This is a genomic window from Candidatus Bathyarchaeota archaeon (assembly GCA_026014735.1).
GTDB lineage: Archaea > Thermoproteota > Bathyarchaeia > Bathyarchaeales > Bathycorpusculaceae > Bathycorpusculum.
Window position 1 is genome coordinate 354180 of record JAOZHT010000003.1, and the last position, 24236, is coordinate 378415.

General features: G+C 49.5%; 26 protein-coding genes. 19 read left to right on the plus strand and 7 right to left on the minus strand.

Features of this window, described 5'->3' with window-relative positions; genetic code table 11:
- Nucleotides 1-179 precede the first annotated feature (179 nt).
- The 15 genes from NWE93_12125 to NWE93_12195 all read left to right on the plus strand — a co-directional run bounded on the left by NWE93_12125 (nt 180) and on the right by NWE93_12195 (nt 13002).
- Nucleotides 180-1328 carry a DUF2341 domain-containing protein gene (locus NWE93_12125; GenBank protein MCW4000976.1) on the plus strand — a complete coding sequence of 383 codons (1149 nt, stop codon included), beginning with the start codon at nt 180-182 and terminating at the stop codon, nt 1326-1328.
- Between the two features lie 10 nt (nt 1329-1338).
- Complete coding sequence (locus NWE93_12130) at nt 1339-1770, plus strand: FdtA/QdtA family cupin domain-containing protein (GenBank protein ID MCW4000977.1); 432 nt, start codon at nt 1339-1341, stop codon at nt 1768-1770.
- Nucleotides 1730-2446, plus strand: a complete 717-nt coding sequence (locus NWE93_12135; GenBank protein ID MCW4000978.1) for an acetyltransferase — start codon at nt 1730-1732, stop codon at nt 2444-2446. The genes NWE93_12130 and NWE93_12135 overlap by 41 nt, the downstream gene beginning before the upstream one ends.
- On the plus strand, nt 2443-3414 hold the full coding sequence (locus tag NWE93_12140; protein ID MCW4000979.1) for a GNAT family N-acetyltransferase: 972 nt from the start codon (nt 2443-2445) through the stop codon (nt 3412-3414). The genes NWE93_12135 and NWE93_12140 overlap by 4 nt, the downstream gene beginning before the upstream one ends.
- A gap of 9 nt (nt 3415-3423) precedes the next feature.
- Nucleotides 3424-4368 (plus strand): glycosyltransferase, encoded by a 945-nt coding sequence (locus NWE93_12145; GenBank protein MCW4000980.1) that lies wholly within the window; start codon nt 3424-3426, stop codon nt 4366-4368.
- A gap of 29 nt (nt 4369-4397) precedes the next feature.
- Nucleotides 4398-6023 (plus strand): glycosyltransferase, encoded by a 1626-nt coding sequence (locus NWE93_12150; GenBank protein ID MCW4000981.1) that lies wholly within the window; start codon nt 4398-4400, stop codon nt 6021-6023.
- A gap of 35 nt (nt 6024-6058) precedes the next feature.
- Complete coding sequence (locus NWE93_12155) at nt 6059-6961, plus strand: DUF362 domain-containing protein (protein ID MCW4000982.1); 903 nt, start codon at nt 6059-6061, stop codon at nt 6959-6961.
- 11 nt (nt 6962-6972) lie between these two features.
- Nucleotides 6973-7956: a Gfo/Idh/MocA family oxidoreductase gene (locus tag NWE93_12160; GenBank protein ID MCW4000983.1), complete on the plus strand. Its 984-nt coding sequence runs from the start codon at nt 6973-6975 to the stop codon at nt 7954-7956.
- Nucleotides 7957-7977: 21 nt separating this feature from the next.
- Nucleotides 7978-9693, plus strand: coding sequence for an oligosaccharide flippase family protein (locus NWE93_12165; protein MCW4000984.1), 1716 nt, complete (start codon nt 7978-7980; stop codon nt 9691-9693).
- 144 nt (nt 9694-9837) lie between these two features.
- A complete protein-coding gene (locus NWE93_12170) occupies nt 9838-10596 on the plus strand; it encodes a hypothetical protein (protein ID MCW4000985.1) in 759 nt (252 codons plus the stop codon).
- A 9-nt stretch (nt 10597-10605) separates the two neighbouring features.
- Entirely contained in the window at nt 10606-10815 is a 210-nt protein-coding gene (locus NWE93_12175; GenBank protein MCW4000986.1) for a hypothetical protein, read from the plus strand.
- A 163-nt stretch (nt 10816-10978) separates the two neighbouring features.
- The gene (locus tag NWE93_12180) at nt 10979-11686 is read left to right on the plus strand and encodes a metal-dependent hydrolase (GenBank protein ID MCW4000987.1); all 708 of its coding nucleotides are present in this window, start codon (nt 10979-10981) and stop codon (nt 11684-11686) included.
- Complete coding sequence (locus tag NWE93_12185) at nt 11674-12372, plus strand: aspartate/glutamate racemase family protein (protein MCW4000988.1); 699 nt, start codon at nt 11674-11676, stop codon at nt 12370-12372. Before NWE93_12180 ends, NWE93_12185 begins: the two co-directional genes overlap by 13 nt.
- A gap of 127 nt (nt 12373-12499) precedes the next feature.
- Nucleotides 12500-12736 (plus strand): DUF2683 family protein, encoded by a 237-nt coding sequence (locus NWE93_12190; GenBank protein ID MCW4000989.1) that lies wholly within the window; start codon nt 12500-12502, stop codon nt 12734-12736.
- 5 nt (nt 12737-12741) lie between these two features.
- A complete protein-coding gene (locus NWE93_12195; protein MCW4000990.1) occupies nt 12742-13002 on the plus strand; it encodes a type II toxin-antitoxin system RelE/ParE family toxin in 261 nt (86 codons plus the stop codon).
- A 264-nt stretch (nt 13003-13266) separates the two neighbouring features.
- On the opposite strand, the gene NWE93_12200 is transcribed toward NWE93_12195, so the two are convergent.
- On the minus strand, nt 13267-16089 hold the full coding sequence (locus NWE93_12200) for an N-6 DNA methylase (protein MCW4000991.1): 2823 nt from the start codon (nt 16087-16089) through the stop codon (nt 13267-13269).
- Between the two features lie 205 nt (nt 16090-16294).
- Nucleotides 16295-16516: a hypothetical protein gene (locus tag NWE93_12205; protein MCW4000992.1), complete on the minus strand. Its 222-nt coding sequence runs from the start codon at nt 16514-16516 to the stop codon at nt 16295-16297.
- 478 nt (nt 16517-16994) lie between these two features.
- Here NWE93_12205 and NWE93_12210 point away from each other — a divergent pair, with 478 nt between their 5' ends.
- Both NWE93_12210 and NWE93_12215 read left to right on the plus strand, forming a co-directional pair.
- Nucleotides 16995-17987, plus strand: coding sequence for a radical SAM protein (locus NWE93_12210; GenBank protein ID MCW4000993.1), 993 nt, complete (start codon nt 16995-16997; stop codon nt 17985-17987).
- A 54-nt stretch (nt 17988-18041) separates the two neighbouring features.
- Entirely contained in the window at nt 18042-18248 is a 207-nt protein-coding gene (locus NWE93_12215; GenBank protein MCW4000994.1) for a hypothetical protein, read from the plus strand.
- On the opposite strand, the gene NWE93_12220 is transcribed toward NWE93_12215, so the two are convergent.
- Entirely contained in the window at nt 18245-18835 is a 591-nt protein-coding gene (locus tag NWE93_12220; protein ID MCW4000995.1) for a DUF998 domain-containing protein, read from the minus strand. The two genes, NWE93_12215 and NWE93_12220, sit on opposite strands and share 4 nt — an antisense overlap.
- 120 nt (nt 18836-18955) lie before the next feature.
- On the opposite strand from NWE93_12220, the gene NWE93_12225 reads away from it, so the two are divergent.
- Nucleotides 18956-19603, plus strand: coding sequence for a hypothetical protein (locus NWE93_12225; protein ID MCW4000996.1), 648 nt, complete (start codon nt 18956-18958; stop codon nt 19601-19603).
- A 5-nt stretch (nt 19604-19608) separates the two neighbouring features.
- Here NWE93_12225 and NWE93_12230 read toward each other — a convergent pair whose 3' ends face one another.
- Together NWE93_12230 and NWE93_12235 are read right to left on the minus strand one after the other, a co-directional pair.
- Entirely contained in the window at nt 19609-20151 is a 543-nt protein-coding gene (locus NWE93_12230) for a DUF308 domain-containing protein (GenBank protein MCW4000997.1), read from the minus strand.
- 126 nt (nt 20152-20277) lie between these two features.
- Nucleotides 20278-21237: an EF-Tu/IF-2/RF-3 family GTPase gene (locus NWE93_12235; GenBank protein ID MCW4000998.1), complete on the minus strand. Its 960-nt coding sequence runs from the start codon at nt 21235-21237 to the stop codon at nt 20278-20280.
- 358 nt (nt 21238-21595) lie between these two features.
- On the opposite strand from NWE93_12235, the gene rpl12p reads away from it, so the two are divergent.
- The gene (gene rpl12p / locus NWE93_12240) at nt 21596-21913 is read left to right on the plus strand and encodes a 50S ribosomal protein P1 (GenBank protein ID MCW4000999.1); all 318 of its coding nucleotides are present in this window, start codon (nt 21596-21598) and stop codon (nt 21911-21913) included.
- A 224-nt stretch (nt 21914-22137) separates the two neighbouring features.
- Here rpl12p and NWE93_12245 read toward each other — a convergent pair whose 3' ends face one another.
- Nucleotides 22138-23250, minus strand: a complete 1113-nt coding sequence (locus NWE93_12245; protein MCW4001000.1) for a hypothetical protein — start codon at nt 23248-23250, stop codon at nt 22138-22140.
- Nucleotides 23251-23315: 65 nt separating this feature from the next.
- A complete protein-coding gene (locus NWE93_12250) occupies nt 23316-24170 on the minus strand; it encodes an RNA methyltransferase (GenBank protein MCW4001001.1) in 855 nt (284 codons plus the stop codon).
- Nucleotides 24171-24236: the final 66 nt, after the last annotated feature.

Below are 24236 nucleotides of genomic sequence, written 5' to 3' on the forward strand. Positions count from 1 at the left end.
ACAAACCCAGTTATGGCCGATTACAGCTGGTCAGCCACGTTGAACGTTGCTACCTCATCTTAAACCGTATTTTGAATAAACAATTTTAATTAAGTTCAATCCCCTCCCTTTTTTAGTCCTGACTACTCTTACCCTTTCTGGGTAAGCAAGTAAAGGCTCAACAGCTCGTGGTAAAAAAGATGCGATTCAAACGAAAACTCGTCGCGCTAATCATAGCGGCCCTCGTTATCTTAGTGTGCTTCATATCAGTTATTTATTCTCAAACCCAAACCGTAAACTCCGTTGTTACCCCCCAAAACTGGATGGATGGCTGGAACTACCGTAAAATCCACCAGATTCAGGGTTCAACGGGCGCTGGAACAGACTACCAAATCCAAGTAACCGCTCACTACACAAGCGGTTCCGATTTAGGCTCAGATGTTTACTTAAACGGAAAATGCCAAACAAACTTCGGTGACGTCCGCTTCACAGGCGGCGACGGCTTAACCCCGCTTAGTTACTGGCTTGAAAGCAAAACCGACGGCGAGAACGCGGTTTTCTGGGTTAAGGTCAACGCTAACTTGGACAGTAACCAAACCATCTACATCTACTACGGCAACCAAACCGTCAGTAGCGCAAGCAGCTTAGAGGCGACTTTTCCCTTCGGCGACGACTTCTCCGGCAGCAGCCTTGACAAGTCGAAGTGGCACTCCTTCGGCTATGGATCAATCACCGTGGCCGATGGCAAATGCACGTTGGAGTCTGCCGCAACCGACCGCGGCTGGATCTATCTTCTGGGAAACCAGCAGTTCGACGTTAACTATTCAATCCGCTTCAACTCTATGGTGATTGAGCAGGGAGATCACCGCTGGACCCATCATGGCTTCGCCACCATCTACAATGACTCCAAAGTCTGGGGCCGAATCGACGAGTACCCCAACTACATCACCGCAAGCCAGGAAGCCACATACTATGCCTGGGCGCTTAAGACCCGTTCCTACCAGAACACTTCACGAACCGACCTCTCCAATATGGCTCCGGCTGTAGGGCAATACTTCACATTTGAAATCCAACGTAACGCAAGCACCAACGCGATTTTAACCTGCAATGGGCAATTGGAAGGCACCGTATCCACTAACGTCTCCGCTGAACCCATGGGTGCGATGTTCTCCGCAGACAACACCGGCTCATACCTCTATTCGGTTACGGCTGTGGACTGGGTTGTCATCCGAAAATACGTAGCCACTGAACCCCAGCATGCCGCTTGGGGGACAGCCGAAACGGTGCTGCCTAACAGCTTTCTAAACTGGGGCGACGTTTCCCTAATGGCTACCCAACTCGATTTTTAAGGTGAAAAAAATGTTAGTTGAAACCCCAATTTTAGATGAATGCCGAATAATCAACTTCCCCAAAATCACAGATTACAGGGGAAACCTCTCAATCATCGAAGGCAACAATCAAATTCCCTTCGACATAAAACGCGTCTATTACCTCTACGATGTCCCCAGCGGCGCCGTCCGCGGCGGACATGCCCACAGAGAACTGCAGCAAGTTATCATCTCCTTGAGCGGCAGCTTCGACGTGCTCCTCGACGATGGATGCAGCCGCCGCAGAGTCTTCCTCAACCGACCCCACTATGGCCTCTACATTCCCCCGGGGGTATGGCGGGAAATCGATAATTTCTCCGCGAACTCCGTGACGCTCTCTTTGGTCAGCCAAGCCTACAATGAATCAGATTATATTCGCGATTATGATCAATTCAAGCGGTGGGCAGCCAACGCATACAAGTAAGCAGAAACTGGTAATCATAGGCGACGGCGAAACCGCTGAACTTGCATATGACTACTTCAGCGGCGACTCCAACTTTGAAGTTGTAGCTTTCAGCATCGAAGAAGCCTTCATGCACCAAAAAACCCTCCTGGGCCTGCCCGTGGTTGCCTTCGAAAAAATCGAACAGAAATTCAACCCAAACATCCACCACGCCTTTGTTGCGGTATCCTTCACCCAGCTGAATCGCCTCAGAAGCCGCCTCTGCAAGCAAGCCAAAGCAAAAGGCTACCGACTTGCCAGCTACATAAGCCCCAAAGCATCCGTCGCCGGCAATGTCGAAATCGGCGAAAACTGCTTTATACAAGAACACGTCAGCATCCAGCGGGGCGCAAAAATCGGCGCCAACGTCACCATCTGGGTGGGCAGCTGCATTGGGCACCGATCAGTCATCGGCGAAAACTGCTTTTTAGCTTCACATGTCGCTGTCTCAGGCTTCTGCAGGGTAGGCGAAAACTGCTTTTTAGGCGTTAACTGCTGCCTTGCGGGCAACGTGAAAATCGGGGATGACTGCGTCCTTGGCGCGGGCGCGGTGGTCACCAAGAATTTGGAGGGCGGCAAGGTTTATGTGGGAAACCCCGCTAAGCCACTTGGGGGCAGCAGCGTTGAAGCATTTATTTGCGGAGAAAAAACACTATGACTAACCTTGACTTAGCAAACAATCAGGCGCCGCCCCTCAAGGTTTTGCCCTACGAACCCAAGTGCCGGGCGGCATGGGACGATTTTGTCGCTGCCTCCAAAAACGGCGTGTTCCTCTTCAACCGGGGCTACATGGATTATCATTCCTACCGCTTCACGGATCACTCATTGATGTTCTATCAGGAAGACGAGTTAGTTGCATTGTTGCCTGCGAACCTCGACGGGGAAGTGCTGCGCAGCCACGGCGGCTTAACCTTCGGTGGAGTCCTCTCTGTCAAATCCATGAAGACCCCGCTTATGCTCAAGGTTTTCCTCTGTTTGCTTTCGCATTGCCGTGAGGCAGACATAACTGGGGTAATCTACAAACCCGTACCCTACATCTACCACTCTGTCCCCGCCGACGAGGACCTCTATGCCCTCTTCAGCGTTAACGCGGTGCTCTCAGCCCGCAACGTTTCCTCAGCCATATATCTGCCGGCTCTAAAGGGGTTTGACGATAACCGCCAAGACAACATACGGAAAGCCAAAAGAGCCGAGATAGAGGTCCGCGAAACCAGCGACTACGATGCCTTCATGAAGATAGAAAGTGAATCTCTGATTGCCCGACATGGCGTGCTTCCAGTGCACAGCGCCGACGAGATGAAACTTCTAGCCCGCCGGTTTCCCGACTGCATCAAACTCTACGGTTCCTACAAGGATGATGTGATGCTTGCCGGCGTCATCATCTATGAGAGCCAATGCGTGGCGCATATGCAGTACGCCGCCAATTCCCCCGCGGGCCGAAGCCTCGGCGCACAGGACATCATCGAGGATTACCTGATTAACGAGCGGTACCGCAGTAAACGCTACTTTGACTTCGGAATCTCCACCGAGAAGATGGGGCAGGTGCTGAATTTGGGGTTGATTAAGCGCAAAGAAAACTTTGGTGCAAGCGCCGTTATATATGATACTTACCAAATAACTGTGTAGGTGAAAAGAGTGGTTTTAGTCAGCGCAATGATGGGTTCCTACAACTATGGGCGATATCTAGACGAAGCCATACAGAGCGTGCTAAACCAGACCTTCAAAGACCTTGAACTCATAATCATCGACGACGGCTCAACAGACGGCTCCCAGAAAATCATAGAGAAATACCAATCCGCTGATCCAAGGGTTAAAGCGGTTTTTCACAGCAAAAACATGGGGATACCCCGAACCATAAACGACGCCTTTACGCTGGCAAGGGGCAAATACGTGGCTTTCATAGGCTCCGATGACGTCTGGGCCCCCGCGAAGCTAGAGCGGCAGCTTGCCGTTATGGAGAAGCATCCGGACGCCATCGTGTGGTCGCAAGCCCAAATCATCGATGCCGACGGCGCCCTCACGGGGCAACTGGTCACTGACCTTCTAAGGACGCCTAAACAAAAAAGCGGCAACCTGTTTCAAGAGCTCCTACGGGAAGACGTGGTTTTCGGGCAGAGCCTACTGGTTAAAGCTGAGACAGCCAAAAAATTTCCCTTCGACGAAACGTTAAGGTTCGTTAACGATCATTTGTTCTTTGTGCAGTTAGCCAAGCAGCATCCCTTTATCTTCATCGATGAGCCGCTGGTGAAGTATCGGATTCATGGACAGAACGCCACCTCCAAATTCCATCGGCTCTGGTTTAAGGAGCGGATTATGCTGCGCGAATGCCTGCTTAGCAAGTACTCCTCGCAGATAAGTCGCCGTTCAAAGGCAGATATCTACTACAAGATTGGGCACGCCTACAGTGGACTTCACGAGAAATCGTCGGCGCGTCGATTTTACCTAAAAGCCCTCGCCGCCAACCCCCTCCGCTCCGAAGGAGCGCTGTATTTGATTCTTGCCTTAACCAACGGTGAGGGCGCCGTGGGAAGCCGCCTTGAATCTTCATATAGGGATTTGGCTTCGCATTTCTCACAATAACCGTATGTTCCATAATGGAGAGAGCTGGGATGATTGAAAAGAGTGGAAGATTACCAATCGCAGAGAACCGACGCATATTCCAGCACACCCTAGAACATGCATCTTGTGCGTATAAGAAGGGCGATTTGGATTCCGCGATGGTTTGGGCTAAAATCGCCGCGCACTTCGCATCCATTCGGCATCCCGGAGTTTACTTTAGCCCCGACTTGGAGAGGCTGCTTCTGGAAATCGCGGAACGCATACGCAATGAGCCCCCTGATGTAAGCGGCGCTTTTTTTTTGAAGAATAAACCAAGTTACTCTGGCAAGATGCGTTTTCTTCATGTCTTAACCGAGGGCTACAGCAGCGGTGGGCACTCCAAGTATGTGGCAAGGTGGATTAGAAACACCTTTGACGGCTGCGTGCATAGCTTGGTTACCACCGCCCAAGTTAATCCGCTTCCCGGCGAGCTCGAGGAGGCTGTTGCCCAGTCAGGCGGATACTACTGTTCACTTGGTGAGTTAACGCCGTGGTTACCGGAGCAGGCATTGCTTTTGCGGTTGTTTGCACAGAATTGGGCTGACGTAAGCGTGCTTTTCACTCATCCCTATGACCCCGTTCCCATGGTTGCTTTTGGAGTCGACGGGGGTCCCCCAGTGGTCCTGGTTAATCATGCTGACCACGTTTTTTGGCTGGGTGCCTCCGTGGCGGATATGTTAGTTGACTATCACTTGTCAGGCTCGGAATTGGCCACTCGACGACGTGGAACCCAGCGGTCAAAGCTGCTTCCAATCCCCCTCAGCATGGACACGCCAAGCGAAGCAGCGCCCCCCCAGGACCCTCAGCTAAGATGCAAAGACACCCTTCTGTTAACTGTTGGCCGCAAAGAGAAGTATTATCCATTCGGCAGCCTCAGTTTTCTCTCCGTTATGGTTAATTTCCTTAAAAAGCATCCCCGGGTAAGATTGGTTGCCGCGGGTCCAGAGCTGCAGGGCGATTGGAGCAGGGCAGCCGCTGAAGTTGAGGGCCGAATAGAAGCTTTGGGCGCCGTGGACCATAAGATGCTGGAGCGCTACTTTGCCTACGCCGATGTGTACGTGCCGAGTTTTCCCTGCGGAAGCGGCACATCTATGCTTGAGGCGGCGCTGCATGGTTTGCCCATCGTTGGGTTGTACGATAAGGAGTTGCCCCACGTCAACATGCAGGATGATGTTGCGTTTCAAGGCACCGGCGTTTATGTCTCGTCAATTGCAGATTTTGAGGCTGCATTGGAGTCAACTATAAACAACGCTGAATCAAGAAGCAAACAGGCCATGGTAGTCAAGGGAAAAATCTTGTCTGAGCATTGTCCGCCGGGCTGGAACCGTTACCTCGAGGAGGTACTGCAATCATTGCCTAACCAGCATACCGCACGGGTGCCCCCGTCTTTGGTGGAAGATATTGACTATACTGACCTCTACTTGGAACAGTCGGGTGCACAGTTGATGGCCTATGAGTTGCCCGAGCATACGTTGTGCCGATTGGTGCGCGCATACGCGAGTCACCTTTCAAGAGTTAGTGTCTTAGGTGTACACGCCGAAAACTTTATGACTGCTCTACCGAAAGTAGATAGTCTTAAAAGGAGCAAGCAGTTCTTGATGGACTCGAAAGACTTTGTCATATCTGCCTTCAGTTGACACACAATGTTTTTGGAGCTAAAGGAGTTTAGAATTTGAGCCTAGTAAGTCTAGTAAAAATCCCCAAAGATATCCAAGCGCCCCTAAAAGAGGCAATTTCTCAATCACTAAATCTGATAGATTACCGTTTTGACAAAAACATCAAACGGGTCGTAATCAAGCCCAACCTATGCTACTATTGGGATTCTTCCACGGGGCAAACGACCACGCCTAAATTCGTCGGGGACCTCATCGATTTGATTCGCCAGCAGACCTCCCCCGACGTGGACATCGCCATCGTTGAGTCCGATGCGTCGGCTATGCGTACCAAATATGCCTTCCGCATGTTAGGCTACGATAAACTCGCTCAGGAGAAGGGTGTGCGGCTGCTTAACCTCACTGACGAGCCATGCGGTAACACCGATGTTTCCTGTAACGGCAAAGTCTACAATTTTATGGTTCCTAAAGTCATCAGTGAAGCCGACTTGAGAATCAACATAGCCCACATAAAATACACCGTTAATCCCATCAAACTCACCTGTGCCCTCAAGAACATCTTCGGCTGTAACCCCTTCCCCAAAAAATCCAAGTACCATGCGGACCTAGGCAACGTCATCGTGGCTCTAAACAAAGCCATGAAATTCGACCTCTGCCTCATCGACAGCAACATAGCTGCTGGAGTGCAGCCCCGCAAACTCGGCTTAGTCATGGCAAGCCAAGATCCCGTGGCGATAGATGCCGCCGCCGCTAAAATCGCTTGGCTTGATCCCTCCAAGATTCCATATTTTGCTTTGGCTGAGCGGGAAGGATTGGGAAAAAGAGCATATGAGACGCGTGGGGAGCGTCTTGAGCATTTTAGGGCGCTTTATCCTAAGGTAACGTTTAAGATGAAGGTTAGGGCTAATTTGAAGCGGACTCTGATTGGGGTCGGTTTAGGTAAACGGCTGGGGCTGGTATAGGAGGGTTTGATGTGTCGGTTAAAAAGTTAGGAATTATCGGTATAGGCGGAATCGGGCAGCTTCACCTCAAACATGCCCTTGCGCTTGAACATGCCCAAGTCGTCGCGGTTGCGGATACATCTAAGCCTGCGCTTAAACGCGCCAAGGATATGGGTGTGAAGGTTACCTACAGCGACTACATGGAACTGCTTAAAAACCCCCAGCTTGACGCAGTAATCATTGCCTTACCCACCCATCTGCACCTGAAATGCGCCCGAGATGCAGCTGAAGCCAAGAAGCATGTTTTCCTTGAGAAACCCATCGCTGTCACCGTTGAGGACGCCAAGGAGGTAATCTCCTGCACTGAACGCAACGGCGTCAAATTGATGCTTGGGTATCCGATGCGGTTTAACCAGCATTTCCTCAAGCTTAAAGCTGACATGGAGGAAGGCTTAATCGGTGACGTTGAAAACGCGCATGCTACCTACATTTGTGCGGGGCCCTTTGTAACGCATGCTGATGGACATGGGCCAGTTCCGGTTCCTGAATGGTGGTTCAATCCCTTGTCCACTGGCGGCGGAGTAATGGTGGATTTGGGCTGCCATATCATTAACCTCATGCGTATGCTTTTCGGGGAAATCGTCGATATCCAGGGGCAGTTCGGCTACCGCTACCGCATGGACTTTGAAGATTCTGCAATGTGCCTGGCGCGGTTCGAATCGGGGACGCTGGCAGTAATTAACGTCGGTTGGTACTCGCAGGAGTATACTCTTCGGCTCGACCTTTTAGGTAGTGTCCGCAACGTTTCAGTGGCGCATATGCCGCCTAAATCTGTCCCTGCCATGTACCAGATGCTTACGCGGGGCATATCGAGCTTTAACATGCCTCATTTCGATGAGTTGCAGTACTTTGTTAATTGTCTGCGAAGCGACACGGCGCCTTCTCCGACTGGTCTTGATGGCTTAAGAGATATAGAGGCAATAGTCAAAGCTTATAAGAACAGGATAAATCTATAAGTCAGCGTTTGATGGTGCACGATGGACAAAGCTCTCGAGATGGGTAAATCTTCAGCTACAGGTAGCTTTCATCTGCTCCTGGGCGTCGTGGGCTCCACCGTCATCATGGCTTTAGGCACCATCATCCTTAACATGCTGCTGCCTGCTTCAGACGTGGGGCTCTATGGCATAGCATTGATTCCTGCCTCCATGATCAACTTCTTTAGAGATTGGGGCGTAAACTCCGCTTTAACTAAAGAGATCGCTAGGCTAAGGCTACAGAATAAGAACGCTGAAATCCATGACGTCATCGTTTCCGGCGTTGTCTTCGAGATCATAAGCGGCGCGTTGCTGTCGCTGGTTTGCTTCGCGATTGCTTCACCCCTCGCGGTGCTTGTCAGCCCACAGGATGCTTCCCCACAAATTATCTCTGACTTAACACTCTACATTTCCGTTATGTCCCTCTCCGTGTTTGCTGGTGCAATAGCGGCTGCAGCTGGGGGAATCTTCGTCGGCTATGAACGCATGAAACTAAACAGCCTCACCCAAGTGCTTCAGGCAATCGTGAAAACCGCGCTTGGTCCATTGCTGGTGGTTTTAGGCTTCGGAGTTTTAGGCGCCATAACCGCTGCTATGGTTTCGATTCTTGCAGGCGGAATCATCAGCATCTCCCTTGTTTACTATGCGCTGTATAGGCCCATACGCGGCAGCAAAGTCGGCAAAGTAGACATAAAAGCCACCCTGAAGCCGATGCTGCGCTTCGGTCTGCCACTCACTATCTCCACAATTGCGGTGGGCGTTTTGCCGCTGATTTTTTCCCTATTCATGACAACCTTTGCAAATCAGGGCGATTTCAACGCGGGATTGGATGTTGGCACCACGATGGGGAATTATTTTGCAGCCGCTAACTTCGCGGTTCTTTTAACCTTCGTTTCTTTCCCCGTTGCCACCGCGTTATTTCCAGTTTTCTCCAGGGTAGACCCTCAAGCTGAGCCGGCTTTGCTTAGGAAAGTTTTTGCTTCCTCAGTTAAGTATACGGCGCTGCTTTTGGTTCCCGCGACTTTGATGCTTATCACGTTGGGAACGCCCCTTGTTAACACTCTTTATCCGGAAGGCGGCTTAATCAACTCGTTGTTTGTAGCCGGCGCCTCCCCTAAGTTCCCTGAGGCCCCTGTATTCTTGGCTTTTTCGGCGGTGGTTAACCTCTTTATTTTAGTCGGTAACATCAGCCTTTCCACTTTCCAGGCGGGCATAGGTAAAACCTGGCAGATAATGAAGCAGAGCCTTGTGACTTTAGGCATCGGGTTGCCCCTCGCCTACTTTTTAGTTGCCTTCTTCTACAGCTTCGGCGGCTCAGACCCTCAGGCATCCGCTTTTTATGCGGTAATCGGCGGCTTACTCGGCTCGATAATCGCAAATGTACCTGCCATGGTTTGGGGGCTGGTTTGGAGCTGGAAAAACTATAATGTAAAAGCCGACTTTGGGGTTTCCGCAAAAATATTTTTTTCCTCGCTGCTGGCTTCGCTGGCTGCTTATGCGGTGATTAGCTTTTTGGTTTTGCCCTGGTGGATGATATTGGTGGCTGGGTTTGTGGTGTTTTTATTTGTTTACCTTGCGGCGGCTCCGCTTTTGGGCGCCATTAACCGCTATGACATCGATAATTTCCAATCTATGTTCGGTGGTTTGGGTGCGGTGTCGAAGATTCTTTATTTGCCGCTGCTTTTTATGCGTAAACTCTGCCGCAGCCGACCTGAATAGTGCAGTTTGTAGTGGTGAATTGTTACTTCAGAAACCTTAAAGGCGACGTTTTCCATATAGTGACCGATATTAACTGCATGTTTCTGCGGTTATCAGCTAAAGGAGATTTCGGGTCTGAGTTCATTACGTAAAAAACAGGGTTCGATGCTTACTGTAGCGGGTCTCTTCATAGGCGCCGGCGCATTTCTGCTTGCCGCCTCGATTTTTCTTGACCAGCAGGTCGCTGCCTTCATCGGGTTAGGTTTAACTTTTTGGGGTGCAGTGTTGGCGTTGGCGCGCAGCGGCCGCTACGTGGAGAGTAGCCTGCTTGATAGCACTGCGCGTTCGTCTTACTCGACGATCGATCGGATGGTGAAGGACCTTAAGTTCAGTGGGCAAGCCTACTATATCCCCGCTTACCCTAAAGATGTCTTCATCCCCGAGTACCTGGCGAATCTTAAGGATCCCGTGGTTTTCATATCGGAAAGCTTCGACGGTAAACCTGCCATAGAGGAGTTGGCGGCGGGCAAATTTATCTCTGCTAAGAGCCCCGGTGTATTCATTGTTTCGCCGGGTTCCGGGTTAATTTCGCAGGTGGAAAAGCAACTGCAGCTTGACCTCAGCAAAATCAACCTCGGCGAGCTCTGCGAGGTTTTGCCTAAGTACCTTACTGAGAACCTCAATTTGGCGCGGACAGCTGAGTTAACGTTGACTTCGGAGGGCGCCGGCTTTAAGGCTTCGGGCATAATTTTTGAGAGCCTATACAGTGTCGAGGGTAAACCCGCCAGCGCCAGCATGCTGGGGTGCCCGCTGGTGAGTGCGGTTGCCTCTGCGCTTGCCAAAACCTCCGGTAAAACCGTGGTGATTAAAGAGTTATCTATGGCGGCTAACAGCAGCGTCAACGTTGTCTATGGGCTTTTGTAGGTGAACTGCATGAATTTTCCTTTAACTATCTCTGATTTGAGTTTGTGGCTGGCGGTGGTGGCGATTATTCTACTTATCACCTCCGAGTTGCTCTATGCTTCGCCTTCCTTCTCATCTAGGGTGTTGCTTGATAAGCGTATGCTGCGGTTTTGCGCGATTGGCTGCGGGTTAGGGTTTATGGTTACCGTGGTTATGCGGGTTATGGGCATGTCGGGCTGAGCGGCGCACTTGTGCTGCTCTGTTTTTTGCGGGTGGTTTTCTGCCCGGTTTGCTGGTTTCTGGGGTTCAGTTAAATTTGGTTTGGAACCCTAAATCCTTAAAAGCGTTGAATCTGTGGTTTCCCAGTTAACTGGAGGAAACCGCTTCGTTTGCAGTTGGACACATGGCGCTTGCCTACCTTTTAGGCAAAGGCTCCTCGGAGGCGCTGCACACCAAAATCAACGTTCCCGTACTGCTGGTTTTATCCATCCTCCCCGACGTAGACATCGTCTTTGACTTATTCACCGATCTGCAACTGCACCGGGGCCCCACCCACTCCATCATAGTTGCCTTCTTAATCTTTATCCCCCTCTTCATAATCTACCGCAAAAAAGCCATCCCCTACTTTTTGGCCTTGATTTCCCACTCGCTCATCGGCGACTTCATCGTGGGCGGGCAACTGATGCTGCTCTGGCCCCTCTCCAATGCCCAATATGGCCTTCACGAGCTAGGCGGTCCCTACATCAACATCTTCAGCGGCGTAAACGTGGCGTTGGAGCTCAGCCTGTTCGCCGCGGCGACTCTGGTTCTCTATAAAACCAAAGATTACAAAGTCTTCTTCGGCTCCGACCTCACTAATCTGGTGCTGATTATCCCCATCGCCACCGTGCTTTTACCCAGCACCATAGGCTTTCCCTTCTCGCAGTCACTGATCTTCTCAGCTCCGCTGCTGGCGCTTGCGCACATCTTCTATCTGGTGCTCTTCTCCATCGCCGTGCTTAAGACGCTTAGTCGCCTTTTGCGGGAGGGGCTGCATCCCCAGCATGGCCCGAGGGATTTGGCAAAAGCGCCTAATAGGAGTAATGCGTATTCAACGGTATGCAGCGCCTAGGCGTCATCTTGCCCTCCTCTAACACGACGGTGGAGGCTGAATTCTCCAGTGTGCTCCATGGCTCAGACATCACCGTCCACTACGCCCGAATCCCCCTCAGGGAAGTCACCCTAAAAGAGCTTGAAACCCTCGAATCCAACCTGTCCGCAGCCGCCGCGCTGCTCAAAGACGCCGACGTGGACGCTGTGGTTTTCGCCTGCACCTCAGGCAGCCTCATAGGCGGCGTGGGCTATGACTCCGCGCTTGCCAAACAAATCTCCGAGGCCGCCGGCTGCCCCGCCCTCACCACCTCCGGCGCAGTTGTGCGCGCGCTACGAAAACTTAGGGCACACAAAATCAGCCTCGCCACCCCCTACATAGGCGAAGTCACAGAGCGCGAAGTAAGCTTCCTCAAAGAAAACGGCTTCACCACCGCCAAAGTCTGCTCGCTGGAAATAAAAGACAACCTCACCATCGGACGCTTAACCGCCAAAGACGCCTCAATCCTGGCCGCCGACGTCGACACACCCGCCTCAGACGCAGTCTTCATCAGCTGCACCAACTTCTGCACCTTCAAAACCATAGCATCCCTTGACCGCCAGCTTGCTAAACCCGTCGTAAGCAGCAACTCCGCAACGCTGTGGGCTGCGCTGCGAGTGATAAAAGCCGAAGAACACCTCAGCCTAGGCAGACTATACGACTTGTAACTGTTGCAGGCAAAAGTTTTTTCCTAATTTTTACTGATTTTGTTTTTTTTCTTCAGGTTTGGTAATGTGGCAATATCTTAAATAATCTTGTGTTATATGCTATTATTGGCAGATATGAGGTGGTTGAATGGTTAAAAATGTCATAGAATTAGATGAGCGGGAAAGCCGCGTAATCAACATTGTCAAAGCAAAATATGGACTCAAAGACAAAAGCCAAGCCTTAAGCGTAATTATCAAACGTTATGAAGAATGCGAGCTTGAACCCCAACTTAGACCCGAATTCGCAGCAGAAATCGAATTAACCGCCAAAAACGGCAAATTCGTTAAAGTCAAGGACTTCGCGCAAGAATACGGACTAAAGTGAATGGCTTGTACAGTCTTGAAGTCGAAGAAGAAGTCTCTAAAACCTTCCACAAACTCCTCAAAAAAGACAAGGCCCAACTAGAGGCTATAAATAAGAAAATCAGCCAAATCCTAACCGACCCCCACCAATTCAAACCCCTAAAACATCCCCTAGAAAACTTCCGCAGAGTACACATCGGACCATTTGTACTCATATACCGCGTTATAGAAAATCCCCCAACAGTACAAATAATAAAATATGCCCACCACGACAAAGCATACCTATAAACTAATCTTTTTGAAGTGCCTTTTAAATCAGATTGAGCAATTCACAAGCAACTTGACCTAAGGAGTTTTTGACAAACAAGATGGCTATCAAAGCGGTATCCATGAACTTGCTTCTTATGACCGCCAACTTGCCAAACCCGCAGTAAGCAGCAACTCCGCAACGCTGTGGACAGCACTACGCACCCTTAAAGCAACCGAACACATCAGCCTAGGCAGACTATACGACCTATAAAAAATAGGAACCAACCGCAACGAAACGTTAACTCATCTTAAGCTCTCTTCAATCACTTTCCTTTCAGCATCCGAAATACTATACAACTCATACACCAATCGGTCGATTTGGGCATCAGTTTCCTGAATTTCCTGCTCCAATTGCGTTCGTTCATCGGTCAGTTTATCTCCCAATGCCACCAATCTTTCATTTAACGCCAGCATCTTACTGACCAACTCAGTCATCAATTCCTCTTGTGCCTTGGTTGGCGTTTTAATTGCTACTTGAGAGACGTAAACTGGTTTTTGCTCAATGAAACCGCCTTGCCGTTCAGCGCAAATAGATTTCAAGAAAAAAGACATCAAGTTGGAATTTAAAATGCCCAAAATATATCTCGAATTTGTGGGTAGAATACATGCAGGATTGTTAACATAATAGCCAGACCTTTCATCTATGGTGAAAGACGCCTTTGTAGTGAGGTTGCCCCATAATATCTTTGGAGCTTCAAATTTCTTATAATACTCCGTAGGATCCTGCATTTCATACCATTTGTAATTACCTGGTTTTCGCCCAGTTTTTTGGTCTTTACTTGTTTTAGGAATTAATTCAGCCTTGTATCTTTCTAAATGTTTGAGGAGCGAGGGATATTCTGAAATATTTACCCCCCGTCTGGCAAATATTATGAATTTTTTCTTTGACCTAATTTGGTAACGTTTCAGCTCTGCCCCACTTATAATTGGTTTGATTAATTCATAATTTTTTAGGTCTTCTTTCACTAATTCGATACTTTTCGCTTCGTCCACAATAAAGGCTTCATTTAAACCAGTTTTAATGCCATAATAGACCTTTTCGTTTACATATTCTCCAATTGGGGGACCACTAGCTCTGATCTTATCGAGAAGTTGGGCTCCAAAGTTATTTTGGATATGCCATTCTTTTTCCGATAAGCTGCTTTGGTCAATCAAGAAACAAGTATCTTTGACTACCTTATCGAGCGAATCAAATTTTAATGTTGATAGTCTACATATTCGAATTTTCGGATTAGGCTTGTTTATTTTTCTCATGATAATTATGCATGGATATATTGTTGCATCGGGAAAAACTGGTAAATCACCAAAATCTATCAATTCGTCTATCCAATATCTATCCAGAAATTCTCTAAGCTTTCTTCCGTACCCCGCTCTTAGCCATTTGCTAGATACTATCATTGCAAAATAGCCGTTTTCCTTAAGCAACTTTAGCTCTTTTTCAAAGAAGTAAACAAACAAGTCTGCCATTCCATGGTATGTCTCATAATTTGCTTGAAGGTACGGTTTAATCTCACTTAATTCCTCTTGCCGCACATAGGGAGGGTTTCCGATTATTACATCGAAGCCGCCACTTGCAGTTATTTCCTCGAATTCTTGTCCCCATTTAAATGCTTTTGGCCCTGCAACATCTGGGTCGTCGATTAAAGAGTTGCCTGTCCTGATGTTTCGTTCTAAAAGCGGTAATCTATGCCCCTTCTCTGCAATTTTTAGGAGAAGGTTTAGCTGGGCTATTTCTACGGCTTGCCTATCTAAATCTACGCCGAAAATGTTATTTTGCAATATTCTGCTTTTTGTTTTAAAGGGTATTCCTGAAACGTCAAGTTGGGTTTGGCTGTATTCCTTGTCATTTTGCCTATGGTACTCGTTTAGTATGTCGAATGCCTTGATGAGAAAGCTGCCTGAGCCGCAGGCGGGGTCTAAAATTTTAATTTTTTCAACTTCGGTTTTCTTGTTTTTTAGCAGTTTACCCAGCGTTTGCCTAACTATATATTCTGTGATGTAGGGTGGGGTGTAGTAGATTCCTTGCTCTTTTCTGTGGGCATGGTTTTCCGTTACCTTTGCGGTCTTTTCTGTTTTCCGAAGGATGTGACCTAAATATTGTTCATAGATGGTTCCGAGAACGTCTGCGTCAATAATTGAGAAGTCGTATGTCTCGTTATCTTTTGTAGTGTATAATCCCTCGATAACTTCGTGCAATACCTCGTTATCTAACTCTAAATCGTCACAGAGGTGTTTGGCAAAGATTTTGCTGTTATATTCCTCATCAAAGTGGAGAAAGGTTGCCCTGAGGCTTTTTATTAGGTTACCTTTGCCTTTGCTTTCCCATTCCCTGTAATTGGCAATGAGGGTTTTAGGCTCCAGTTCTCTGTCTTCGGCATTGCGGATAAACATGAGCCTGTCGAGTATCCGCTGGACACATTCATCAAGTTCCGCTTCAGTAATCTTCTTGGATGAGTTAAGTTTTGTAATGTTTTTGCTTAGTAGACTTCTAAATCGTGTGAAGTCAGTCAGCAACTGTTTATCTATCGAGGTTTTCTTGGATTTCTTGCCCCATTTCTCTGCCTCTGAATCAAGAAGCTTATTCTCAAAACTCTCTTTTGATAACAGACACAACTCATCAAATTTGGAGACAAACTCGCTGCAATGTAACGTAGGCTTTAACTGACTCAGCCACGGATGCTCGGTTTTAACTTCAGCGTTAAAAATCTTCAAACTCTCAAAATTTGTCAGAACTGCCCAAGTGCAGCCTTTGTGCCACGAATAGTTAATCGCCTGCTCAATAAATTTCCGGTTATCCAAATCCTCCCGGAAAGATTTTGCTTCTAAAAAGAATTTAGGAATGCCATTGATTCTAAAACCGTAGTCAACGCGCATTTTCGAGATTTTTTCTTCTGCTGAGACTTCGGTTGAATCGGAAGTTTCCCAGCCAAGAGCCTCAAACAGCGGAAGGATAAAGTCCTTCTTTGTCATTTCTTCATTGTACTTTGCAATCCTTCCATTTCGTACAAACTCTTGATACTTATTCACTAAAGCGGTTACTTGCTTTAGCGCTAATTCGCGGTCCATATCTTAGCCATAGGGTGATGTTGGAAGATAAAAGTTTGCCAGAAAACCGTATATGCAATAGCGATAATGCCCCTATAGAGTACGCGTAATGCATGTCTGGGCTATTTTGTGTATCGGAATGTGTTGGGGTTTGTTGGTTATTTTGGTTCATAGGAAAGGCTAAAAACGGCGATTTGAGGAACACTCTCTTTGAGAAAAATTGATTTTAAATTTTTTTCTCTCTTTCCTCCCTGATTAGGGTAACTGAGTCGGTTTTGGTTGTTCTTTGTTGGGCGTGTTTTTGGATGTCGTCGAGGGTTTTTATGATTTCTAGTTGTTTTATTCGTTCGGTGAGGAAGTTTTGGATTTCTTGGTTCCAGTCGTTGGGGGTGGCTTGGATTTTTTCTTTGAGTTCTTTGGGTATGCGGACGCTGAAAGTCTCGGACAATGTCTACACCCAGTAAACATTAGTGTGAGACAAGATAAAAATAATTCCGCGAAGGAATGGTAATCAAAAAAGCTCTGGTTTGAGCGTTTACTTTCAATGAAAATTCTTCGTATGGGTTGGTTTGGGCTGTTTTGTTTTGTATGGGAAGGTGTAGGTGGGTTTGATGTTTTTTGGGCCTTTCTGTGGGGTTGTGTGTGGTACAAGATGGCTTATTTGTGTGCGGTGTATTGGTTGGGTGACGGGTGGTCTTTGTGTTTGGGCCATGCTAGTGCCCGCTTGCATTGTGCTGTCTTTGTTTTCTTTGCTGTCTAATGTTTCGGTTGAATCTGCCGTTGGCTGCTTTATATAAGGGGAGGGAGGTAGCGGTGGTGCAGCAGACGTCGCCTCTATGTGCCTATATATAGAGGGGGGGTAGAGGCTGCCGAGCAACAGAGACCTCGATGATAGACTCTTAAGGTTCGCTGCCCCCTTCTCACCCATGAATGCCCTCACCGCCCAGCAGATCTGGAACCTCCCCGACCCCGAACTCACCGCGCTTCTGGACTCAGATATCCTGCGAACCCAAACCGGCACCGTGCGCTTCTACGCACCCAGCTTCAGCCCCTACCAAACCCCCGATTTCTGCGCGTCCACAACCGCTTTCCCCACCATATCCGTCACGGGCAACACCTGCGCGCTGGGATGCCGGCACTGCGGCGGAAAAGTCCTAAAAACCATGCAATCCGCCACCACGCCAACCGAGCTCTGGAACCTCGGCGTTAACCTCAAAAGCCGCGGCGCAAGGGGTGTGCTGGTCAGCGGCGGTTGCCTCCCCGATGGCTCGGTGCCTCTGGCTGGGTTTGCGTCTGTTTTGGCGCGGTTTAAGCGTGAATTGGCTTTAACGGTTTTTGTGCACAGCGGCATCGTCGACTCGGAAACCGCCGTTGCCCTCGCCGCCGCTGGGGTGGATGCCGCATTAATCGACGTGTTGGGTTCAGAGCAAACCATCCGAAACGTGCTGCGCCTCGAGGTTTCCCTTCGCTGCTACGCGGATTCGCTTAAAGCCCTCGACGCCGCCAAGCTGCCGGTTATCCCCCATGTCATCGTCGGATTAAACGGCGGCGCACTCGACGGCGAATATGCCGCGCTCCAAACCATCCAACAGACCCTCCGGCCCGCTGCAGTCGTCATCATCGCGTTTATGCCCATCCCCGGAACCGACATGGCCCAAACTCCCCCGCCCACGCCTCTATGCATAGCCAGAGTCGCCGCAGCCGCACGCGCCCTCTTCCCCCAAACCCCGCTTGCCCTGGGCTGTATGCGCCCCAAAGGCAAACACCGAGACCAAACCGACGTGCTCGCCCTCAAAGCAGGCGTGGACGCCATCGCCTACCCCAGCACCGGGGCAGTGCAGTACGCAAAAACCCTCGGCGCCAAAGCGGTTTATTCGCCGTTTTGCTGCGCCCAGATGTATCGGGATTTTAAGAAGTAAACATCTGTACCAAAGATCTTAAAAAACAAACCCTCCAACATCAGTCTGGTTGATATGCATAAAAAATCCGTTGCCCCCACCGCTTGGCTTGTTTTCTCCGCACTTCTCTCGGTAGTTAACGCGCAGGTCGCCGCCGCAAGCCAAGATGCCAATTTAGTGGGGCAAGCAGCTGCGTGGGCTGGGTTTGCTTTTGTGTTTGCTCTAGTCGGCTACGCCGGCTACAGGATAATTAAAAAATGGAGTACCCTGCAGCCTGATTAGCGCCTTTTCTCCTTCAGCATCAGGGCGGAAAGCACAATCGCCCACGCCGACACCGCCGCTGCAGAGATGGTTTCGGGGATAGCAACTCGGGGAACAAACTCTAAAGTTAGCTGCAGAATCCAGGGAACCGCCGCAACCAAACCGATTATCACGCTAAACCCAGCCGCGGCATGTTTGCCCTGCAGATAGCAGGCGCAGGTAAGGATAAAGAGCGCGATGGGGACAAGCGAAAAAAACGCCACTGAAACAATGTAGTGCGTGGGGGAGAAGTGCTCGTTGAAGACGCCGATTAAGACAAGCGCCACCGTGGCAGCGGCAAAAAACCCCGCGCCAACCTTCCCCAAGCGGCTAACCCCCAAGTAATCATACAAGCCCAAAACTGCGAAGACAAAGCCTAAAACCCCGCTGGCCACCAATCCAAAATTAAACAGGATGCCCGTTACACCCGAAACCACGCCAAGATCGCTTAATGCGTTATGGACCCAGCTGAACTGGGGATAAGTTGCAATCGCGCAAAGGATGCAGGCGAAGGCAACAATGGGCGTTGCAAACCCCGCGGCGGCACCGATTTTTCTTGAACAAACCATAACAATCAATTAACCGTATGGCATGGAGGCTTAAGAATTTTCATTGGGCGGCACAAACCGATTTAAAATCCAAAATTGTTATCTGCCCGATTAGTCTTCCCTAACGTAGGGACGACCGATTTGTTTTCAAAATATCTCTCATACACAGACCGCACCGGCGAAGCAGCCTTTGCCGTTTTAATGGTGATAATAATAAATGGATACGTTGCCCTCTCCGACTTAAACACAGGTTTCCTCTACATCGTAGCCGTTAACCTGGGCGCCTGCTTCACCTGGGGCACCATCGACGGCTTAATCTACGCTATCTCCAGCTCCATGGAACGCAACCGAGCACGAAGCAAACTGATAGAGTTCAAAGCCTGCGCACATGGAGCAAACGCTATGCGGCAACTAAAAAACAGCTTCAACGATACCGTCCTAGCCGGTTTTGATGATGAGGGCAAAGAAGCCATCGCTAAAGAAATCATGGCAAACGTGCCTAACGCCTCCATCCCCGAAAACAAGCTCCTGACGAGGGAAGAGACGATGGGTTGGCTCTCGATAATCGGCATCTATATGGTAGCGGGGTTTCTGCTAGCTTTACCCTTCCTTGTTTTGGAAGACAAGTTTATCGCATGGGTATTCTCCAATGTCTTAGGTGTCACATGGGTCACCTGGTATGGGATACAACTGGGGAAAGCAGCGGGTAAAAACCGCTGGCTTTTAGGCGCTGTAATGGCAATAGTCAGTGTTCTGTTCCTTTTCGGGTCGTATCTTGTGTGGACTTAACTGTGTTAGGTCATCATCGGTGACCCGACGATTCCGGATGCGATGCTGTCGATGCCGATGAGGATGAAAGCGATTGAAACGAAGAATGCGTACGTGAATACACCTATTATCGGGAAGAAGATGACGATTAACGCGAATACCGCGATGAGTATGCCGACGACGATGAGTATGCCCCGTAATCCGCCGCTTAAGTTGCCGGCTGCTCCGCCCACTGCGATGCGTCCTATGCCATAGATGAGTAGCGCGATACCGATGAGGATAACTAGAACTTCTGTTGCAAACAGCGGCACAAACAATATGAACACACCGAAAATAATCGCTAGTATGCCGATTGCTGCGTTGGCTTTGCGTGAACTGCTTGAGGTCCAGCTTGAAGAGGCCGCAGTTGCCACTCTAAGTATGCCAATGATTAGCAAAGCGATGCCGAAGAATACCACCAACGTGACCACGACAGCGGTGGGGAAAACCAGCGCCAAGACGCCTACTGCTAAAGCGACCAATCCCAGAATAATTTCTAATGCTCTGTATGCACCTGATGTTTTAGACAAAACAAATTTTCTCCTAAAAAATGGTTTTTTCAATAACCTGTAAGCTAGTAGCTCAAGCGCCTATAAAAGCAAATGCTGCAAATACGACACAACCACTGCAAACTATCTCAAGCGGCAAGCAGCATGCTAGGTGAGCTCAACGGTTCCAGCTACCCGCAGCTTCGCGCCTTCCAGATACATCAAAACTGCCCTGTCGCCTGACCGGTAAACCAGCGGCTTATCCAGCGCCAAAGTCAGCGAAACATTTCGGAAATCGGTGCCTTCAGATGCTTCTTCTACCTTAGCCGTTAAAAACTGCGCCCAGTGGCCAACATGCATAACCATGCCTGCTTTAAGGGGGGTCTGCCAGTACTTCACCAGCGAAGCCGTAACCTGCAGCTTGTTGGAGGTTTTCACCGTGGGGTCGTTGGTTAAGACGGTGCCGCGGTCAAGATCCTGTACCTCCACGTTTTTGAGGGCGAACCCCACGCGGTCGCCGACGCTTGCCTGCTCGAACTCATCGTCGTGCTTTTGGATGGAGCGCACCACCGCGGTTTTGGATCCCGGCAGCACGTTTAAGTTTGCATATTTTTTGACTGAGCCACTTGTAACTATGCCTAGGACAACCACGCCCACTCCCTTCACGTTGAAGGCATGGTCCACGGGTGTGGTGCCGAATTGCTCTTCCCCCGCTGGCTGTATCTGGGCTGCTTCTGCTAGCAGTTTTTCCCGGATAAGGTTCGGGTTATCGTCTAAGAATTCGAAGCCCTCGATTGGGGTGCCTTTGATGAGGGGGAGGATTTTTTCTTTAGGGATGTAGTTGCGCAGCACAAAGATGCCGCTTTTTATGCCGCTGCATTGAAGCATCACAAGCTGCTCGCCCAGCGACGCCGTCAACTCGTCGACTACCACAAGTGCTTTGGTTGCCAGTGCGCAGGCATAGAAGAGGGGCGCGAGGCGTTCGGGGTAGCGTGTGGGCTCGATGAGGGTGAGGGTGGCTTCGCCTTTTTTGGCGTCGTAGAGGGTGATGTCTGTGGAGGTGCCTTTTTTGCCGATTCCGCCGCTGTAGCCTAATGTGCCCAGTGCGGCAACAGTGATGTTTCCCATGCTGCATTACCTTTCGTTATTCGGCAATGTTGAGGGTGCCATAAAGATAAGCGTTATGAATACTGGGAGAATTTTTTAGCGACGGGTGGATGTAAGAAGATAACAGGGAAAAAGCCTTGGCTCTGATGATGATTCCGCAGGTGAGCGTTGTCGAAAAAAGGCTACGCACACGATAAAGTTATGGAAGAAAAATGCAGACGCTTCATGCATGGACGAAAGGTTCTTAAGCTATTGGGTATTCTTCTAAACGGCAAGATTCGGCGGACCGAACTGCCAATTCAGGTTACAGCCAGCCTCCGATGGGGGCAGGTTAGGCCAGCATAAAGGTTAAAATACTCCGATGAAGAGGTGAAAAGGTATGGAAAACATTTACGCAGCAATGCTCCTTCACAAGGCAGGTAAAGAAATCAACGAGGCATCCGTGACTAAAGTTCTCGAAGCAGCAGGTCTTACTGTTGATGCAGTTCAAGTTAAAGCATTAGTTGCTTCTCTCAGTGAAGTTAACATTGATGAGGCAATCAAGGCAGCACCAACTATGATGGCAGCAGCTCCAGTTGCAGCTCCAGCAGCAGAAGCCAAGGCAGCAGCTCCAGTAGAAGACAAGAAGAAGAAAGCAGAAGAAGAAAAAGCCAAAGAAGAAGCAGCACTAGAAGGATTAGGCGCCCTATTCGGGTAAACACGCCCACCTCTTATTTTTAACCATTTTTCCCAAACCTTTTCTTCACTTTAACAGCAATTAGCTCTGGCTCCGCTCTGCATTTTTGCTCATAAATAACAGGGCCAAGCTCGATGCTTGAAGAACCACGCAAAACAAGATTATCCTATAAACATTAGGCTTTACCCTCTATTCGCTATTAGACTGGCGTTTAATTGCTGATGCTTGCTCTAAGTGTTCTGCGCTTAAAGATTTGGCTGAGTTGCATCTGCCCCTGCAGGTTCCTTAGCTGCAGAAGCTTTAGCCTGGTTGCGTGTAGTAAGCATTTTCCATGCCACGATGGGTAGCCAACCCGTGATGATGCATACCGTCGCGGGGAATCCCTCGATGTTTAGGAGCGCGAATATGTCTGGTAGGAAAGCTTCCCAGATGCCGAATGAAACCGCAATTGCTGCAGCCGCGATTAATCCTGTTTTTTGGCCGTATTTTTTGGCGGTTTGAATTACAAGTATGCCTGCGAAGAAGAAGTCACCTAGCCCCAAACCGCGTAAACCAATATCGCCGGCGGAGGTTAAGATAACCGGGATGTTAGGCAGGTAAACCAGCACTGGTAGCCCCAGCCCCGTGAAGGTGTGTGCTGCAGCCACCATGGGTCCGCTGAAAACCAGGATCACGTCAACTATGGGCAGCAGAGCTGCGAAGATCCAAACGGTTTTCCAGTTAAAGAGCGCGGAAAGGTAGAGGATAATGAGTAGGGCAAAGGTGAAGGCGAAGACATCCATCAGAAGCGGGAACCAAACGTTCACTGTTCCATTGTAGAGGACGGCGAAGAATAGGAACAGCATCACAAACAATGCAGGCGGCTGCGCAGCTATGTACCAGCGGTGTCTAGTTACCGTTTTTAGTTTTTCGTAGATCACGACGCTAAAGCAGAGACCAGCTAGCACAAAGAAGGCGGCGGCTCGGATAATCGTGTAGGCATCGCTGAAGGGCGCCAGAAAACATGCTATGCCCGCGATTACGCTTGCTGCTCCGAAGATTGCTGAAACGATTTGTGCACGTGCCCTGTTGGTTTTGGTGAAGACGTAGCTGAAGGTGAAGAGCAGGGTAGTGTAGGATGCCATAAAGAGGATAAGCAGGATGTTGGGGATTAAACCGCCTGGGTTAACCATGGATGTGTAGGCGATGACGGAGACCATAACCACGATGAATGCTGCGAGGAAGAGGATGTCTCGGCTTTTGAATTGTTTCTGCTCAACCGTAGCCACTAATTTGTTTTCAACCCGGCGATTTAGAAACAGAGCCGCAACTATAACAATGAAGAGGGCAACAGGCATGGCTATGTCAAGAGATGGCATGAACTCACAACTATCCAAGGGCGACATTTATTCCTTTAGCCAAAACCCCCTGCAACCGCCCTAAGTCAGTAACTAAAGTAGACGTTAAAGATTGCAAGCGTTGCCAGCAGCGCCTCTTCCGCGCGAACCGTTACCGTGCCCTGATCCGGAACCGTGTTAACCACAAAATCCGCAAGCGCCCCCAGCGCTAAGCCCTCGTCAGCCACTATTTCATGCAGACCTCGCGATGGCGCTCCGAACCCAACTAAAACGCGGCTGCTGCCCAGCCACCTCTGCCCGATTCCGGCTGATACATCAGCAAATGCGTCGCCGATTTTTGCGGTTGCCACTTTGAGGTCGAAGTTGCCTTCTTTTGAGAGTTGCCCAAAGCTGCGTTTCTCCACAGTAACCCGGTAACCCCAGTAAATCGGCACTTCCTCGCGGTTTGCAGGCTGCACCTCCACGACTTCGCCGAGGCTGACCACCTGCAGTGTTAAGCGTTCGCCGACGCGGAACTGTTTTTGCCGCAGAAGCGCGGGTTGCTGCACGCCAATATCTACTGTTAATCCCTCTTTGTTCTCTGAGAGCACGATGCCTTCGCGGTACTCGCCGATTTTCAGGTGCTTGGTTTTGCCGCTTAATGGGTGATGTGGGGTGCGTAGCGGCGGCAGGATGCCTGCGTATTGGAGGTCGGGGTCGAGTTTGAAGAGGGCTTTGCGTAGGTACTGGGGCGTTTCAAGGTAGCTGAGTATGAGGGCAATGAATTCTTGGTCTCTTTGCTGGTTGGTTTTGGGGTTGTCGGGATAAACGATGATTTCGTCGACTCGGAAGATGGCGGCTGCGCGTGCGATTAACCCGATTTTGCTGGTTTTCTCGCGTAGATGCGGCGTATCCGAGATGACGGATGCTGGAATAGCGATAGAGAGCTTCTTTTTAGCCATGGCTTGTTTCCTGCTTGATGTTGTCTGCGTTGTGCTTAAAAGTATGTGTGGAGATATAAAACTGCG